This window comes from Paenibacillus amylolyticus (genome assembly GCF_051136285.1).
Lineage (GTDB): Bacteria > Bacillota > Bacilli > Paenibacillales > Paenibacillaceae > Paenibacillus > Paenibacillus amylolyticus_F.
Genome location: NZ_CP194938.1, coordinates 181982 through 197920 on the forward strand (window position 1 = coordinate 181982; position 15939 = coordinate 197920).

The following is a 15939-nucleotide window of genomic DNA, read 5'->3' on the forward strand; positions in this document are numbered from 1 at the left end:
AGGTTGGCGGTGAATGATGAACGGTAAGAAATCTTACCTAATCAGCTTCACCGCCCTTTTTTCTAAAAAGGGCTATGAACTGACAATTGGGTTTGAGCAGATTATCCATGCTGGCAATCAATATCACCTGACCGCTCCCGTTAACAGTACCTATCGAACACTGATTGAAGATACCATGAAGAGCGCAAATAAAGTACCTCACTCGGCTACCGGATTATTTGGGCGGCTAGGAAGTGCTGAGTACGTCACTCCATATGACGGTTTTGAGGTCGAGACTGTAGTTGCTTCTATTGTATCGTACCTGTCGGGCATCCATAAGTATTTTAACGGCGAAACAGTCACGGACACAAAATCTGAAGAACAACAGTGCGTACGTAGGCTAGAGCAGGTACTTGATGCTGAAGGTACGGCGGTGAGTGAAGGTAGTCGCATAGATCGATTTTCACATCTTGAAGAAATGTCTTCCGGTGATCTTTACGATGTTAAGGTTACCGTTGCAGAAGGGAACAGGGTTTCCATTTCTCTATCTAATAAACAGAGCGTAGTCCACGTAATTGAATCCGCGGTATCTGGTACATCGTATGACGCACACATGGTTGGGATGGAATCGGCAGAGAATGGTGTTCGGTTAAATGTTGAAGAAGGGCGGGCGATCCTATCCAACATCGTCCGCAGTATTTTAGATGGAGAGATTACTTTATCCAGCACAGCAACGCATGACCCTAATATCAACTTGGTGGGTGAGTTGTCTTGTACAGAGTCAAGTGAGTTAGGGTTTTACAGGGCAATGGGGGAGACCTACCCCTTAGAGTACGCAGTCCTCGCAAGTGAGGGAAGTGAGCAAGGTTACGAACTGGCAGAGATTGTTGTAAAAAAATCTTCGTTGGAAGACGATGTGCTTGCGGATACTCAGCTAGAAGGTTCTCTTGGGCATAGGGAGAAAGCGAGACGTCTGGAGGTCACGGAAGATGCTTTTGTTTCCCGCACAGAGATGGGACGTTCGGGTATGGTATCTGACGCTCAGACCGGGGCACCTGTTTATGCTGAGAAGCAGAATGAAGCTGAACTTACGCTTACGACATTAGCCGATACATACGGCGGTGAAGCTGAGATAAATGATTACATACTGGCAGAAACCCTTCACAACGAACCTGCTCACCTGAGCAAGTTTGTGTTGGTATATACACATAAGGATGCTGATCTTGAGACTTTTACTGAGGTTCATACTTATCAGAATGCTGATGCTCAGGAGTTCCTCCAGACGGATGTGGTCATGCAAGCAAGCCAGCAAAGCGAAGCGAAGGGCGAATTGATTCAACCGATTTACGATGGCCGGGTGAAGGGTGTCATGGCACAAGGCGAGAATGTAAAGCATGCCGAAATGCAAGATAGTTTGATGTACGAGACCTTGATTTACGCCCACGTACAGACAGACGAGCAGACCGCTGCTGTTACCTACGAAAACGGTCAAAGCATTGAATCCTTGCCTATGTCCAGCCCTCATGTAAAGGAAGCTAGAATCGAATCTACACAATCTGTGGACACAAGTGTTTCAGCGGATATGCAGGAGTTTTTGACTTATGATACAAGGCAGGATAGCGAACTTGAGACATTAACGAAAGCCGATAGTTGGGCTAACTCGATGCTCCTGATTGACCAGACTTTGACGGCTGACACAAGATATGAGGGTGGGTTTCCCCTTGAAATGGAAAGCGGTAAGGTTGAGATGGAGTACAAGGCGGGGATTGAGAAATTAGAGCAATCGTACTATTACGATAAGCATATCGTTATTTCCTCCTTATCAGGCGCAGATAGCATCAAGGATGCTACAGAGAACCATCTTACAGCTGCAGAGTATACTTCTGACACGAACAAAGCAGGACGTTTTACAGACGCTTCTAGTGCTATTGGAGACAATGCTGGTTATCTTGAACTGGTTTCCCAAGGACTCGCCATACAGGAGTATAGAGCTGACATTCACGTTGACGATTTTACGCATGTTACTTACGTGAGCGGAGATGCAGTTATCCAGCTTATCAATGACGCAGAAGTGTATGTAGACGGCAACTCACTGGTTGATAGATTCATGGATTCTACTAAAACGAGCGACATGAAGGAAGCTGGAGTAGAAGAGTGGACGGAAGCTGGTATGACAGAGCGTGTGCAAGCCGAATTGGAGTCCCTTTACACGTTCGAGCAGATTCATGGAGTGATTGCAGAATCCCCTGAAATTTTGAAGGCTGTACGGCTCATGGAAATCATGTACGGCTCGAAAGCTGCTGATTTCATTGAAGCAGGAATGGGAAGCATCATCCAAGATAGTATTACTCAAGGCTTTACTCGAGCCGATTTCCCTGCTATCACGCAGACGGTAATAGAGAAGATGAAACAGGCGGGATCAGGAGTGACGGTCATCGCTTCCAATCAGAAAGAAGTTCAGGCCGAACACAACAAGGGCGCAGATTTGCTTGTAGAATCTCCGACGACCGGGCGATATGTCTTAGAACCGCTAGGCACTATGCCGCAGGAAATGTTAAGTGCTTCTTTACTTGATCTTAACCGGACGGGAGACATTACTGAAATCAGTAAGGCAATCGCTGAAGCCAACAAGCACATCGGGATTATTCAAAAGCTGGACACGGGAGAGCAGAAGACATCTGGTGAAGGACTTAAACCGACAGCTCTCACAGCGGCAGACTCCGACATTACAAGAAATGGTGTAATCCATCTACAGGAAACAGCGTTATCGGACCCTATGACTGAAGGCGCAAAGACAAGGCTTGAGACAGCGTTATCAAACCCTATGGCTGAAGGCGCAAGGACAAGGCTTGAGACTGCACTGTCGGACTCTGTTACTGAAGGTGTGAGCGCAAGACTTGAAACAGGCTCGGCAGGCATGGAGTACGAAGGCATAATAGGAAGACCGGAAACGGCTGATCAAGCAACCAGTGCTGACGGCATTATGCAGAACATAGAGATGGCGGTACAGTCCAATAGCAAACATGTCGGGTATGAGCACAAACCGGAGACTGCCTTTAATGACACAAGCGTGGACGGTGTGTGGCACGGTATTAGTCTGGGAGAACAGCGAACAGATAGAGATGCAGTTATCCGTGAAATCGAAGGCGCTCGAATTAGTGATGGGAACTCACCTACGTCTATTCAGGAGTTGGAGAGTGCCTGGCAGAGCGATGTCGCGAAGGAGACGGTTCTTGGCGAAGAAGTTATGGCAACGTTCACAGACAAGGGATATGAAGCAGTGGAGTCCAAGATAGAGGGGGCTACACACAGCGAGACTAATGACGCAATTGTGGCGGGCATTGAAGGAGCAACGTCATCCAGTTCTGAAGATGCGGTCGTTCATCAAGGAGAATCAGCCGCATACCATGATGGTTCGACAACCGGCATTATTCACGAGAATGAATCTGCTTATATTGATGATAGCAGTAAAGTCGGAACTATCTCGGAAATGGAGGTAGCGACAACAACAACCCATGCTGAAGCAGTCGTACATGATTCTGAGGAAGCTGTAAGCGACAAGGAAACGGATGCACTGATTCAAGCGGGAGAACTCGCTGAGTATAGTCCACACCAAGACCTTGCGGTCATTGAACAATTGGAATCAGGAACACGAAAGAGGTTACAAATTGAGACCGACATTCAAGATAACTCCGAAGTAACGAATAACCGTGAACCTATTGAGACGCATATCAGCGAACCGGAAGAAGCCGCTCGACCTACTAAGGCGATTGAGGTGGGCATTGAGCAGGCAGAGAAAGCCGACAGACCTAAGCGAGTTCTCGAAGTTGATATTGACCAAGCAGAAGAAGCAGAACGTCCTAAGCGTGTAATCGAGACGACCATCGAGAAGCCTGAGGGCGGTATGATCAAGACACCTGAAGAACCGAAGAAACCTCGAATCTGGCTCATTATCGGTAAGATCGCTTCTTGGAGCATTTGGAACTGGAAGAAAACAAGGTAGGTGATAATAATTGGGAATCTATAAGAAGTCGAGTGGCTTGATCTTCGATGACAGGTTCGATAGCGGGAGTATTCATTCCCGCTATACCCTTTCACCTAGTGATGCTGTTTCAATCGACAATGCTTTAGGTCAGGTCATCATGCCGCACACTGAAAGCGGCACTTCGATCATGTTTGATGTTCCTGAAGAGCAGACTCTTCTAATGGAAGTGACCGCAGACTACGTACCGACAGAGTTGCTAGATGAAGGCGGTATTATCATTTGGCAGGACGGGTATCATCGGTTGGAGTTCCTTGAAAGCAAGGACACAACCACAAGAGAGTATAGTCGTTGGCGGGCACTTAAGAGAGGTAACAAGTGGACGTTTTATGCCAATCGTGGTAGTGGGTGGGAGATATTCGATACTGCTCCCATGGTCGCTGAGAAAATGGGTGTGATCCTAAAGCACCGTGCAGAGACGAACTTCGATACCCTGAACCTCGATAGAATGGTTGTGTGTAAGAGCGACAAAATTACGATAGGTAATCTACCCATGGGATACTCGGTTTATTTGTGTGACCCTGACGGGTATTCAGTGGCTTCGGCCGTGGTCGAGCCTAGCTGGACAGGTTGTGAGATTGACCTTCCCTCGATGCCTTATAACGGGATGATCAGGGTTTACGATACGGAAGGAACACTCCTATCGAGTCTTGGCGCATTTGACATCTACGGTGGTGACATTTTCCTATTCGGCACTGAACTGAAGGTCGCCTGGAACGGCAGGGAACTTAATAAAGAGACAGACACGTATCTTGGAACGATGTACGACAATCAGATTCTTGTTCAGATGGTACTACAGAACCCTTCCAAGGAGAAACCTGCAAATACGATATCCCTTGGCATCCTAAAGTACATGGAGACGTTTGGGTACGAGTGGGCAGATATTTGCGACGATGATGGAGCAGATATGCCGACAGGGGATTTCTCGAAGCTTCTGGACATGGGTAGTTTGCCACCTCTTGGGGAACGAAAGTTCTGGATGAAAGTCGAGAAGATGGAAGACCGTTTTCAGATTAAACCTCTGCACTTTATTCTGGATATTAACCATACGTAAGGAGGTGAGCGTAAATGGCAGGAACTAAGATGACCCTTCGCCGCTATGGTGGCGGCGAATTTCAGTATTGGGACGAGCAAGAAATCATCGTAGACGAGCAGTACCTCGCGTTAGAGCGTGGGCTGTTCCTTTACCTTGACCATGAATATCGTATGGGCACGAAGCAATTAGATGTGTACTTTAACGGGGCGCACTTGCTGGAAGGCGGCGGCTACGAAGAGATTGACCCAACAACTATCCGTCTGGACTTGGGCAAGTATGAAGGAGACACGCCGTATGCCGGACACACTGTACAGCTACAGGCAGGCGATGAAATACTCATCCGTACTTGGAAGCCTGAATACCGTCAAGGAAATGACAACATTGACGGGCTCAGGTTCTTGGCTCTGGAAGAAGAAGTACATAAGGCTAGGCAATACAAGGACGGAGATGCTCCCTACAATAGCCTTGACGACCGTCTCGATTTTATTGAGCAGCGGGCAGAATCAAAGACAATAGTGTTCGTCATGAGTCGGGTATTTGATGGTGTAGCCAAGCTAGTCATGAGATTCCCGTATGAGGGAGATATCACTGAGGTTTACGCTTCTACATCACGTGAAGGAGTAGCAGACACCGCATTCCAGATTGAGAAGTGCTCTCAGGAAAGCTACGACAGCGCAACCCCTGAGTGGGAGACAATCTTCCATAGCAATCTTGTGGTGGATGGGACTGAGCGTTCTAGTAGAACGTCAAGTAGACCTTATGCTATATCCGTTCCTCGAATCAACAAGGATGACCATTTCCGCATTAACGTGGTCGAACGGGGCGAAGGTATTGAGGGTGTGACCATAGAATTAATGGTTCGGCTCAGGTAGTAACTCAGTCTACCATCTATCAATAAAATGTTGGATTACTTGCTTATAATGTATTTGCGGTAGAGGAAGACACCGCTAGATGATAATAAGAGAGGTGAAGAATATGGCAGGAACTAGAGGTATTGCTAGATTCCGTGGCGAGCAGTTGAACAACAAGTTGATGCGTAACAACCACTTCGATGTTGCCAACAAAATCAATGAAAAGTACTTGGATATTGATTTCCACGCTCACCGTGAATCCCTTGAAGATACCAAAATCGACGTATTCGTTCAAAAGAACGCGATTGCAGTTGGTGCGGGTCTGAGCTCCATCACAATTACGTCTGACATTCTGAACACTGTCGTAGCAGCAGATTCCAACAGCGAAGGAACTGTTGTTGGTAAAGAACTCGAGATACGTAAGAATGGGTCGCAAGACTTCCCGTTCATTGATGAAGACGGCGATCGAGTTTACGCTAAAGTCCGTGAGGATGCAGGAGAGTTCTACCTCGACTTCTTCAGTGAGGTCGCAGGAGCAGAAGCCCCTTACAGGTTCGTGGATGCTGTAACCATTGACTACAAGTACATTACTCGTACTAACTTGTCTGTAATCCCTGTTGACGCTATTGTTAGCGGCGGGGCAGGTCTCGTAGCCGATGCTGTTGACGCTAAGGCCTACATGAACCTTAAGCAGTTGATGAAGGATATTTACGGCGGATCTGGAACACTGGACAATGATGGTAATGCTAACCTTACCATTAACATTGTGCAACAAATTGCTAACGAGATTCAAGCACGTACGGATGCTGATACAGCTATCCGTAGCGACTTGGCATCCACAGCGGCTACTAAAGGAGCAAGCCTTGTCGGTGTAGTCGTTGACCCTAACTACGATGGTGCTAATGTACAGGCTGTCCTGGCTGACCTTGCACAGCGTTTGGTTGACGTTGATACACTGACTGCTGGTATTGCTGACCGTGATGCTGACTCGGCTAATGGTTACTTTAAAGCGGGAGACTTCGGCACTGCTGAGGGGCGTATCGTTAACCTTGAGACTGTCGCTGATGCTGAGTTTAAAGCTCAGAAAGACCGCTTGGTGAAGCTTGAAACTGAAGATGAAGAAGAAATGTTTGAAGCGGCGGGTGGCGAGACCGAGTATGTCTTCGTAAACGGTCTGGCTAAACCCAAGACTGTCCTTTTGTTCATTAACGGTCAAGTACAAGCACCTGGTATCAACTTCGATTACCTTGTAGACGGTAACGGAGCAGTCCGTGGTGTGGACTTCGCACCTGAAACGTTGAAGGTTACTGATGGAATCCCTGATGTACTGTTTGTTAAGTACAAGAAAATTCTCTAGTCGTTAGACCCCTTAATCGGGGTCTTTTATTTGTAGCGATATTTGACTATAAAATGCTCAATATAGAAGTAGCAATTTACACAGCAGTTGTTAAGGTTTCACCTGCCCAACTTATATTGTTTATAACTTGACAAGAACGAAGTCGAGAAATAAGCAATATAGGGAGGAAATACAATGCCAGCACCAATAGTTTCTTGGTATACATCCGATAATTCTTCGCAAGTAACGCAATGGGATATCGGTACGGTTGACGCAGGTTCGTTGTCCACTACCTTTACGGTACTGATTTGGAATAACCGTGGCGGTTCTACAGCAGTCTCCGACATGCAGAACTGCACAATCACTACTAAGGATAGTTCGGGGGGTAACACAGGTGAACTTGTTACCAACACTTGGATTGAGGTTAAAGTTGACTCTCTGTCCGAAACCGCGTTTACGGCTGTCGGCGGCACAGTTACAAAAGATATTCGTGCAACCAAGTCGGATACTGCCGCGAAGACAATCAAAGGGGCGGCTAATGATGGTAACGTCGCCACTGCCAATACGACAGCTAACTTATCAAAAGTTACGCTCCGTGCCAACGTCCCGCCAACGGCTACCGCAGGTTTGGTAACATTCCTGACTCGTGTTTCCTACCAGTACGTATAATCATATAATCTTCAATACAATGAAGGGGGAAAATGCAACATGATTTCGATTTTTACTGAACACAACGGAGTCTCTCCTGTTAAACAAGACTTCATTTGGCTAGGTGAGTACTATGACGGAACTCACTTATCTGAATTTGACTTTCAGACGAAGGAAGAGCACAGCTTTTACTCGCTCGAACGAGACAAGCTGATTCGCTTTGGCGTTATCGGTCACGGGCGTAAGCTATTCTACGAAGCTGACGGGGTATTCAACCTCAATGGCACAGGAATAGAAGTCACCTATAAAGTAGGAGACAAAGAGTACCCGCTGACAGGTCTTGCAGATCACTTCCGCGATACGATTACCTATAAGGATGCGGAATCTACTGTAAACCTTGCGGGTGGTGGTGGAATGACGGACACGATCATCAACCAGTATAACTTTGGGTATAAGTCCGTAATAGAGATTGATGGGGTTACGTTCCAGTTCAAGGCTTTATGTAAGATTCCATTTGGTCAGTCGATGTACATGAACTTCTGGCTCGTAGCAGACCAAAAACTTGATGGTACGCTTGTGATTAAGAAGAATAATCGAATCGCTGAGGAAATCAATGCTCCACTGAGAAAAGGCGTGGGCGGCGAAGTTAATTTCGGACTGTCTTGATCCTAAGACAGTCTTTTCCATTATTAAGGAGGATAACTCATGGCTGTATCTATTGGAGAATTGATATTCGTTAACAGCGGTAAGGCGACCGCCTTGGCTAATGTGGGCACAGCCGTAGACGTAATGGTTGGCGACAAGGTTTTATATATAGTAAATGGAAGCTTGAGTTCTGTTTCCGTTTACGTAAAAAATGCGGACGGCTCAGTGGGGTCATTCATAAGGACTGTTAACTGGTACAGTAACGATGCTGTCATTGGAAACATCTGCGAGAATAACAGTTCTGTCCCTTACGCTTACGCTGTATTCATTGATAAAGGTCAGGACTATCTCGTAGGCTGGTCAAAGAGTGGAAACACTCTTTTCTATTGGACGATTAATACCAACACAAGCGTAGTAACTTCCAGGGTAGCTGTACCCGCGCCTAACAACATGACGGCGTACAGTCGTGGCGGGTGGGACGGGGAAAGATACGTATACTTCTGGAACAGGACCAACAATGGGCTTTACCGTTGGGACACAAAGAGCAAAGCCACTTCTCCTGTTCTAATGACAACCATTGGCGGCGGTCACTCACTTGATTCCAGTTTCACAGGAAGCGGTCTGTGGGTCACATCCAATTTCTACTATTGGGGATCAGGCGCTAACGAGTCGGACGGTACTCTCGGATGCTTTAGGAAGGATAATGGAGTTTATCAGGGTAGCTTAGCACCTAGTAGCCTGTCATCAATTGGAGGGGCTTCCCTTAAATGTATTCAGGTGAATCCTGTTATGCCTAGCGTGGCTTACTACATTGCGGCAACTAACCAAGTACAGGTGCTGAATCTATCTCACCTAGTCACGACTAACGTCTCCTTTAATAGCACGATCCACGATGAAAACTTGGTATTTAACTTTGACGTGGACAACGAGACGGCAGGCACAGCTTCAACAGCATCGTGGCAGGTTAAGGTTAACGACAATTTAATTGTACCATTCGGGGCCATGTCCACTATTCCAGTTTCAGGGAACTCTATTACCTTAGATAACAACTTGTTTGCCCTCGGAGAAAATACTGTAACGATTGAGATGAAGGATAACTTTGGCGGGATACATACCAAGAACTTTACGGTAACCGTGGTCAATAAACAGTCGCTAATTGTTGCTTCGGTAGATAAAGTATCCGTTCATAGCGAAAACGTCATCTTTGAAGCTACAGTTACAGACGAAGATCTGAATGACGGGATGACTTACAGAGTGCTCTTGAATGAGGCTGTCTATTCCGATTGGTCAGTATCGCAGTACACGTCACCGCTGAGTATCAGGAGGTCGTTTAGGGCGAGTGACTTGGTTAACGGAGTGAACACAATCACCGTAGAAGCCAAGGACAACTTCAAGACAAACACAACCGTTGTCAGCGGTTCGAGCACGGTCACGAAGCTTAACAGCAAGCCCGTACTTGATCTTAGCATAAAAGGTAACACGATTTATGGGACGATTAATGACGCAGACGGAGACCTGATTCAATATAGGGTATTACTGAATGGTGAACAAGTCATCCCTGAAGAATCGTTCTCTGTACCGTTTCCTGTACCTTACAGCTTCATGTATACGATTCCGCTCAAGAAGTTCAAGTCCAATCAATCGAATACGGTGATTGTGGAGTGTAAGGACTCAACCGGAGACTCAACGACATGGACTTACACGGGGATATTAAAATACAGTGGGCTGATGTTTAAAGACCCCACCGGTAACTACTACACAACGGAGTTTGGACTTCTTATCAAATACCTGGACCTTGGTGTGAACTATGCGCGCCAGAAATCTGAGGTGTTCGAGATTGCAGTAGAGAACACGCTCGGGTATCCCGTGAAGAACCTGAGAATAAAAGCAGACCAATTGGAGTTAGACCCTGTAAGTGAAAAGATTGAGTTTAGCGAAGAGGGAGACCCTTTCGACCCGCAGTCCGCTCTGTTCTTCTCTTCGACGTATGACACGGGCCAGTCTCAGAAATTCTACGTGCGGCTGAACTGTAACCCCGATGCGGTTGGCGGCGGTATCTTCAAAATCTTAGTTACAGCCGATGCGCTGTAGGGGAGGAGGATAGTTCATGCGTATCACAGAGAAGTTTAGTCCCGAGACGTTTACGTGGAACGGTAGCCATAGAAATACGGGAAGCCAGATTGGAACTGTTTCCATAGGTCATGGTTCCAGTACGCAATTTACTTGGACGTACACCTTTCCAAGTGCAGGAAAGATTCACTTTCAATACAGGGTAAACAGCGAACAGAACTACGACTTCTTTTGGTTTAATTTTGACGGTACGAGAATAACTACGATAAGTGGAAGCCAGGGATGGTTCACGTTCGAGAGGGATCTTGCGGCAGGGAGTCACACACTCGTCTTCGGCTACTATACCGATGGTTCTGTGCTTAGAGGAGAGAATGGTGGGTTCATTACCGATTTTTGGGTAGAGCACTCAGGAATTGACACCACGGATATGAAGGCTACGCCTAGTATATTCCATAAAGAAAGTGTGGACGTCTCCTTTTCTTTGTCGGGTAGAGATTCTGCGGCGAAGCAAGCACAGTACCGTATCTATACGGGGGCAGGAGCACAGTTATACCCTACGAGTGGGTATTCCCCGTCGGTTAAATTGCCATATAATGCCAAACATACAATAGATGCAACTAAATTCCCGTTCGGTTCGACTACTATCTATGTGGAGACGAAAGACCCTTCATCCACGTATCTTACGCCTAATCCTGTGTCTACGCTTATCACAAGGACAAACCAAGCCCCATTGTCCGATATGAAAGTTGTACCTTCCTCTGTACACAAGGAAAACGCGACACTGAGCTTCGATGTTACTGATGCGGAGAAGGATTCTGTGCAGTTTAAGGTAAGTTTGAATAATGTACCGATTCAACCTCCTTCGGGTGACTACTCAACGCTAATCAAGACACCATTCAGTTACACCATTCAGTTAAGGAATAAGGATATGAGAGTCGGAAACAACACGGTTACGTTAACCGTGATGGACGACTTGGGTGCAGTAAGGACTACATCGCTAACAGTAAAGAAGGTAAATGATGCCGTAGAGTTTGACCAGAGCGATGTAAGAGGGCAGACCTTGTACGCGCGGTTGACCGATCCGAACGGGGATATGCTGAGATACCAAGTCAGACTTAACGGGAAGAAAATATACCCGCCTGACATGGACATGACAGGTCTACTGAACTCCCCTGCATATGTGAATTATAAAATTCCCGCTGAAGAAGTACAGTTCGGTAACATCCATAAAGTTGAGATAGTTGCTGAGGACGACTTGGGTATGCAGTCTACTTGGGCAACCAATGCACTCATCGATTACTCGGGTCTTATGTTTACAGACGAAAATGGGGCTTACTATTCCACGGATATTGGTGAAATCATTAAATTGTTGGACACCGGTACGGTCGTCGCGGGCAACACGACAGGAACGTTCAAGGTTTATCTGAAGAACACTGTCGGGTACGCAGTGAAGAATGTCAGTTTGTTCGTGTCTCAAAGAGACCTTGACGCTGTTTACGAAAAGGTAGAGTTGAGTGCCGATGAAGACCCATTTATACCAAGAAGCACACTGGAAATCCCACACTTAGAATATGGCGAGAGAGTCCCATTCTACGTGAGAATCAATACTACAAGACAAGCCGTCGGCGGGGGTCTCTTCGATATTCGTGTCGTAGGTGACCCTGCCTAATGGCGGGCTAAGGAAGGTGATTCAATGAGTTCCCACGCGTCACTACACTCGTCACTTATTAAGAGTAATGGAGACTTGTACGCTTTCGGGTATAATCATTACGGTCAGCTAGGTCAAACCAGAGGAAACAGATCAAGCAGTGCCAACTACGCTCCACAAAAGACAACCCAATTCTCCAATGTTAAGCAGGTAGGTGAAGGTAACTACCACACGCTTGTCCTGCTTGAAAACGGAGAATTGTACGCCATGGGGTACAATTACTACGGTCAACTTGGAGTGTCTTCGCAGTGGAGGACTGACAACTCTACTACAACCCCTGTGCTTGTTATGACTGACGTTAAAGAGGTAGCCTGTGGGTATATTCACTCCGTGGTGCTAAAGAACAACGGAGATGTGTATACGTTCGGTTACAACGGGTATTACCAATCAGGCAGGGGGGTGACAGGAGATACTTGGAGTCCGACCAAAACAGCTTCAGGAGCGAAGAACATAGGGGCAGGGTACAACGTCTCGTTCTATATCGCTCAGAATGGAGACTTGTATGCCGTGGGGCAGAACAACTACGGTCAGCTAGGGGTATCTGGCGGCACTGCTGTAAGATGGACAAAAGTGATGGAAGGCGTAAAGCAGGTGGATGGAGGTATCTACCACACGCTTGTTCTTCTTGACAACGGAAACGCGATGGCGATGGGTTACAACTACTATGGTCAGCTAGGCGTGACTACGGGTAATGGCACAGGTAACGGCTACTCTCTACCGCGAACGGTTATGACCAACGTTCGGTCTGTGGCAGCAGGCGGCTATTTCTCAGCGCTAATAACCAACAGTAATGACCTTTACACCTTCGGACACAATGACCAGGGGCAGTTAGGGAATGGGACGAGTGGCACAACCCAACCTACGGTGCGTCTTGTACGCAGTAGCGTAAAACAAGTGTCCTGCGGATATTATCACACGGTAGTCGTAGACAACGACGGTAGAGCATATGCGGCGGGGTACAACCTGTACGGTCAGTTAGGTGTCTCTAATAACGCAGGTAACAGCAGCCCAAACCCTAACTTCCTTTACATCACCAATGATAACAAGAGGTCTATGGGCGGGGCTGAGGTAGTATTCCAACTCAACGTCCTAAGCATGAACACTTCCTTCCATAAGGAAGGCGTATCGCTGATAGCTAACTTATCTCACGTAACGTCTAACCTGACCTCTTACAAGATTAGTGTAAACGGCATTCAGCGATTTCCTTCAGTGGGGTGGACAGCGGCACAACTTCCTGATATTGCTGTGTCCAAGGATTTGCCGCACACGTACTTTGATATAGGTAGCAACAACTTTGTCCTGCTAGAGATGCAGGATGACGTGGGTAGGATGGACTCGGTTGGTTGGTATGTAACCAAGACCAACCAACCTCCGATCGTAACCCCTGAATTATCTGCCACGCAGTTACACAAGGACAATGTGACTTTGGGTGGCACGGTTAGCGACGCCGAAGGAGACAAGGTACAGTACAGGGTGTTGCTCAACAGCGTTCAGAAATACCCTTCTACGGGATTTACGGAACTTGAATCGTCACCAGCCAACGTTGCGGTGGTAATCAACAACTCAGATTTTGTCGTAGGCGCAAACACATTAAAAATTGAAGCCACGGATGACCTTGGGACGTTAACCACGTTTACGCAAATTATAATTAAGACGAATACCGCGCCAACCATCTCAGGGGATGTTAAGGGTAATTTCATCAATCTCCAGGTGGCTGACCCCGATAGCGACCCAGTACAGTATCGAATTTTCGTAAACGGTGAACAGCTTTACCCTGAATCTGACTTCTCGAGCTATACTCATGTCCCTTTCAATATCCAGTTTGTTATTCCACGGCAGAAGATTAAGAAGTCCCAGAACAATACGGTACGGGTTGAGACACTTGACGAATTGGGCGGGTCAAAGAATTGGGAGAAAACGTTCGTCGGCGGCTACTCTGGACTGCTTTTCTGTAACGCCACAGAGACCTTCTACTCCGACGACTTTGGTGAAATCCTGAAATACCTCGACTTCGGTACGATGGTGGCAGGACAGACCACGGCGGCGGAGAGAGTGTTTGTAAAGAACACTTTAGGTTACCCCGTCGAGAACATTCGGATATGGGTAGACCAAGGAGAACTTGATGGGGTTAATGCCAAAGCTGAGATTAGTAAGCTTGATGCTCCGTTTGAACCGCGCCCCCAACTGGTGTATGTAGAGCCGCTTGAGCACAATGACAAGATTAGTTTCTATGTGCGGATTGCGACTACAAGGCAAGCGATGTGGGGAGGTATGTTCGACATACTCGTTAAGGCAGACCCACGGCAAAGCTAAATAGAGCCCTTACTACCTTATATTGGTGGTAAGGGCTTTTTCACGCGCAACAAAACTACTCTTAGAGAGGTGAATGGATAATGGCAAATGGTGTATTTAAAGGTGGGGATGGTTCTGTCAATAGCCCATATCTCATTGAAGATGCTTACGACTTGTTTGAATTCTGTAGCAAGTCCAACACGCTTTACAACACGAAGAACGCGAAGCTTGCGAACGATATCGACCTCAACGTCGCCCCTTACAACACGGGCACTGGATTCGCGTTAGGTCACACGGTAGCATTCAATGGCGTGTTCGACGGGGATGGCTATGTAATCAGAAACTATTTTAACCGTCAAAACACAGCGTATAGTGGGCTGTTTCCCCAACTAGGCACGGGTACGATCAAGAACTTTGGTATGGAGAATATTAACATAAACAATTCCTCGCAGGGTTACCAGAGTGCCGTATGCGGGGCCATGAATAACGCCGCAGCACTGATTGAGAATGTTTACGTAAGAGGTGGCAACTTATCAGGATCGGTTTACTCAGGTGCGATTTGTGGGCTGTTAAGTAACGGCACAATTCGCAACGTCTATGTGTTGAATGTAACATTTGCTATGTACGGCAATTACTTCGGTGCTGTCGTAGGAAGTTCTGCTAGTGCTAGTGCAGTCATGTACAACGTATGGGCATCTAACACCATCACCACAGTAGCTAACGCCAGCTACTGTGGTGGGGTGTCTGGTAACATGCAGAACGGTGACTCAACCAAGCAGTTCAACCTGTACTACAGTAATAGAATGAACTATGCCGGATACATCTCTCTGGCCACAGCAATGACAGAGTTAACCATTAAAGACCCCGCATTTATGTACAACCTGAACTCTTCGCAACCTGATATCACGTATACACGTTGGGTGTTACAGCCAAGTACTTATCCAATGTTATGGTTCGAAGACTTCAGAACGTTCCTGCTTCTGGATGCAGGTCGACCCATCTCGAACATCGACTTCGGGGCAGTACTCGAAGGCGGCATGTCTCCTGTTAAGAAAATAAGACTGAAGAACGGCTATATGTATAAAATTACAGAAATGTCCTTTGCTTGGACAAGGGCCGATGGAGTGTCCGATTTGACTGAACTTCAATTTAGTCTGGACGCTTCATTTACCGATAACAGTAACCCACTTGAGCTGAAGGGACTTAACATACTACGTGGCAGGGAGTTTGATTTATATGTTCGAGTAAAGACCTATGATGGCGTGACGGGCGCAGGGCAGTTCAATATTACTGCTACAGTCACTTCCGCAGAGTAATGGGTTTTTCATCTCA

Annotated in this window: 11 protein-coding genes; 10 read left to right on the forward strand and 1 reads right to left on the reverse strand. The window is 46.9% G+C overall.

Features of this window, described 5'->3' with window-relative positions; all coding sequences use genetic code 11:
- Positions 1 to 13: 13 nt before the first annotated feature.
- The 7 genes from ACR8BL_RS00860 (at position 14) to ACR8BL_RS00890 (ending at position 10628) form a co-directional block, all read left to right on the forward strand.
- Complete coding sequence (locus tag ACR8BL_RS00860; protein ID WP_434750855.1) at positions 14 to 3982, forward strand: hypothetical protein; 3969 nt, start codon at positions 14 to 16, stop codon at positions 3980 to 3982.
- 10 nt (positions 3983 to 3992) lie between these two features.
- Positions 3993 to 5075, forward strand: a complete 1083-nt coding sequence (locus ACR8BL_RS00865) for a cell adhesion protein (protein ID WP_434750856.1) — start codon at positions 3993 to 3995, stop codon at positions 5073 to 5075.
- A gap of 14 nt (positions 5076 to 5089) precedes the next feature.
- The gene (locus tag ACR8BL_RS00870) at positions 5090 to 5929 is read left to right on the forward strand and encodes a hypothetical protein (protein ID WP_434750857.1); all 840 of its coding nucleotides are present in this window, start codon (positions 5090 to 5092) and stop codon (positions 5927 to 5929) included.
- Between the two features lie 103 nt (positions 5930 to 6032).
- On the forward strand, positions 6033 to 7265 hold the full coding sequence (locus ACR8BL_RS00875) for a hypothetical protein (protein ID WP_434750858.1): 1233 nt from the start codon (positions 6033 to 6035) through the stop codon (positions 7263 to 7265).
- A gap of 174 nt (positions 7266 to 7439) precedes the next feature.
- Entirely contained in the window at positions 7440 to 7913 is a 474-nt protein-coding gene (locus tag ACR8BL_RS00880) for a hypothetical protein (RefSeq protein ID WP_434750859.1), read from the forward strand.
- 39 nt (positions 7914 to 7952) lie between these two features.
- Entirely contained in the window at positions 7953 to 8558 is a 606-nt protein-coding gene (locus tag ACR8BL_RS00885) for a hypothetical protein (protein WP_434750860.1), read from the forward strand.
- 60 nt (positions 8559 to 8618) lie between these two features.
- Positions 8619 to 10628 carry a hypothetical protein gene (locus ACR8BL_RS00890; protein WP_434750861.1) on the forward strand — a complete coding sequence of 670 codons (2010 nt, stop codon included), beginning with the start codon at positions 8619 to 8621 and terminating at the stop codon, positions 10626 to 10628.
- Here ACR8BL_RS00890 and ACR8BL_RS00895 read toward each other — a convergent pair.
- Entirely contained in the window at positions 10609 to 11013 is a 405-nt protein-coding gene (locus ACR8BL_RS00895) for a hypothetical protein (protein WP_434750862.1), read from the reverse strand. The two genes, ACR8BL_RS00890 and ACR8BL_RS00895, sit on opposite strands and share 20 nt — an antisense overlap.
- A gap of 21 nt (positions 11014 to 11034) precedes the next feature.
- Between ACR8BL_RS00895 and ACR8BL_RS00900 the strand changes: the two genes are divergently transcribed.
- From ACR8BL_RS00900 to ACR8BL_RS00910, 3 genes are all read left to right on the forward strand, one after another.
- On the forward strand, positions 11035 to 12276 hold the full coding sequence (locus ACR8BL_RS00900; RefSeq protein ID WP_434756518.1) for a hypothetical protein: 1242 nt from the start codon (positions 11035 to 11037) through the stop codon (positions 12274 to 12276).
- A 24-nt stretch (positions 12277 to 12300) separates the two neighbouring features.
- On the forward strand, positions 12301 to 14628 hold the full coding sequence (locus ACR8BL_RS00905; protein ID WP_434758308.1) for a hypothetical protein: 2328 nt from the start codon (positions 12301 to 12303) through the stop codon (positions 14626 to 14628).
- Between the two features lie 80 nt (positions 14629 to 14708).
- On the forward strand, positions 14709 to 15923 hold the full coding sequence (locus tag ACR8BL_RS00910) for a hypothetical protein (protein ID WP_434750865.1): 1215 nt from the start codon (positions 14709 to 14711) through the stop codon (positions 15921 to 15923).
- The last annotated feature ends 16 nt before the right edge of the window (positions 15924 to 15939 follow it).

Excerpts from the sequence above, each read along its gene's own strand:
- ACR8BL_RS00860 (WP_434750855.1), top strand. The coding sequence starts at position 14 with ATGATGAACGGTAAGAAATCTTACCTAATCAGCTTCACCGCCCTTTTT.
- ACR8BL_RS00870 (WP_434750857.1), top strand. The coding sequence starts at position 5,090 with ATGGCAGGAACTAAGATGACCCTTCGCCGCTATGGTGGCGGCGAATTT.
- ACR8BL_RS00875 (WP_434750858.1), top strand. The coding sequence starts at position 6,033 with ATGGCAGGAACTAGAGGTATTGCTAGATTCCGTGGCGAGCAGTTGAAC.
- ACR8BL_RS00880 (WP_434750859.1), top strand. The coding sequence starts at position 7,440 with ATGCCAGCACCAATAGTTTCTTGGTATACATCCGATAATTCTTCGCAA.
- ACR8BL_RS00885 (WP_434750860.1), top strand. The coding sequence starts at position 7,953 with ATGATTTCGATTTTTACTGAACACAACGGAGTCTCTCCTGTTAAACAA.
- ACR8BL_RS00900 (WP_434756518.1), top strand. The coding sequence starts at position 11,035 with ATGAAGGCTACGCCTAGTATATTCCATAAAGAAAGTGTGGACGTCTCC.
- ACR8BL_RS00905 (WP_434758308.1), top strand. The coding sequence starts at position 12,301 with ATGAGTTCCCACGCGTCACTACACTCGTCACTTATTAAGAGTAATGGA.
- ACR8BL_RS00910 (WP_434750865.1), top strand. The coding sequence starts at position 14,709 with ATGGCAAATGGTGTATTTAAAGGTGGGGATGGTTCTGTCAATAGCCCA.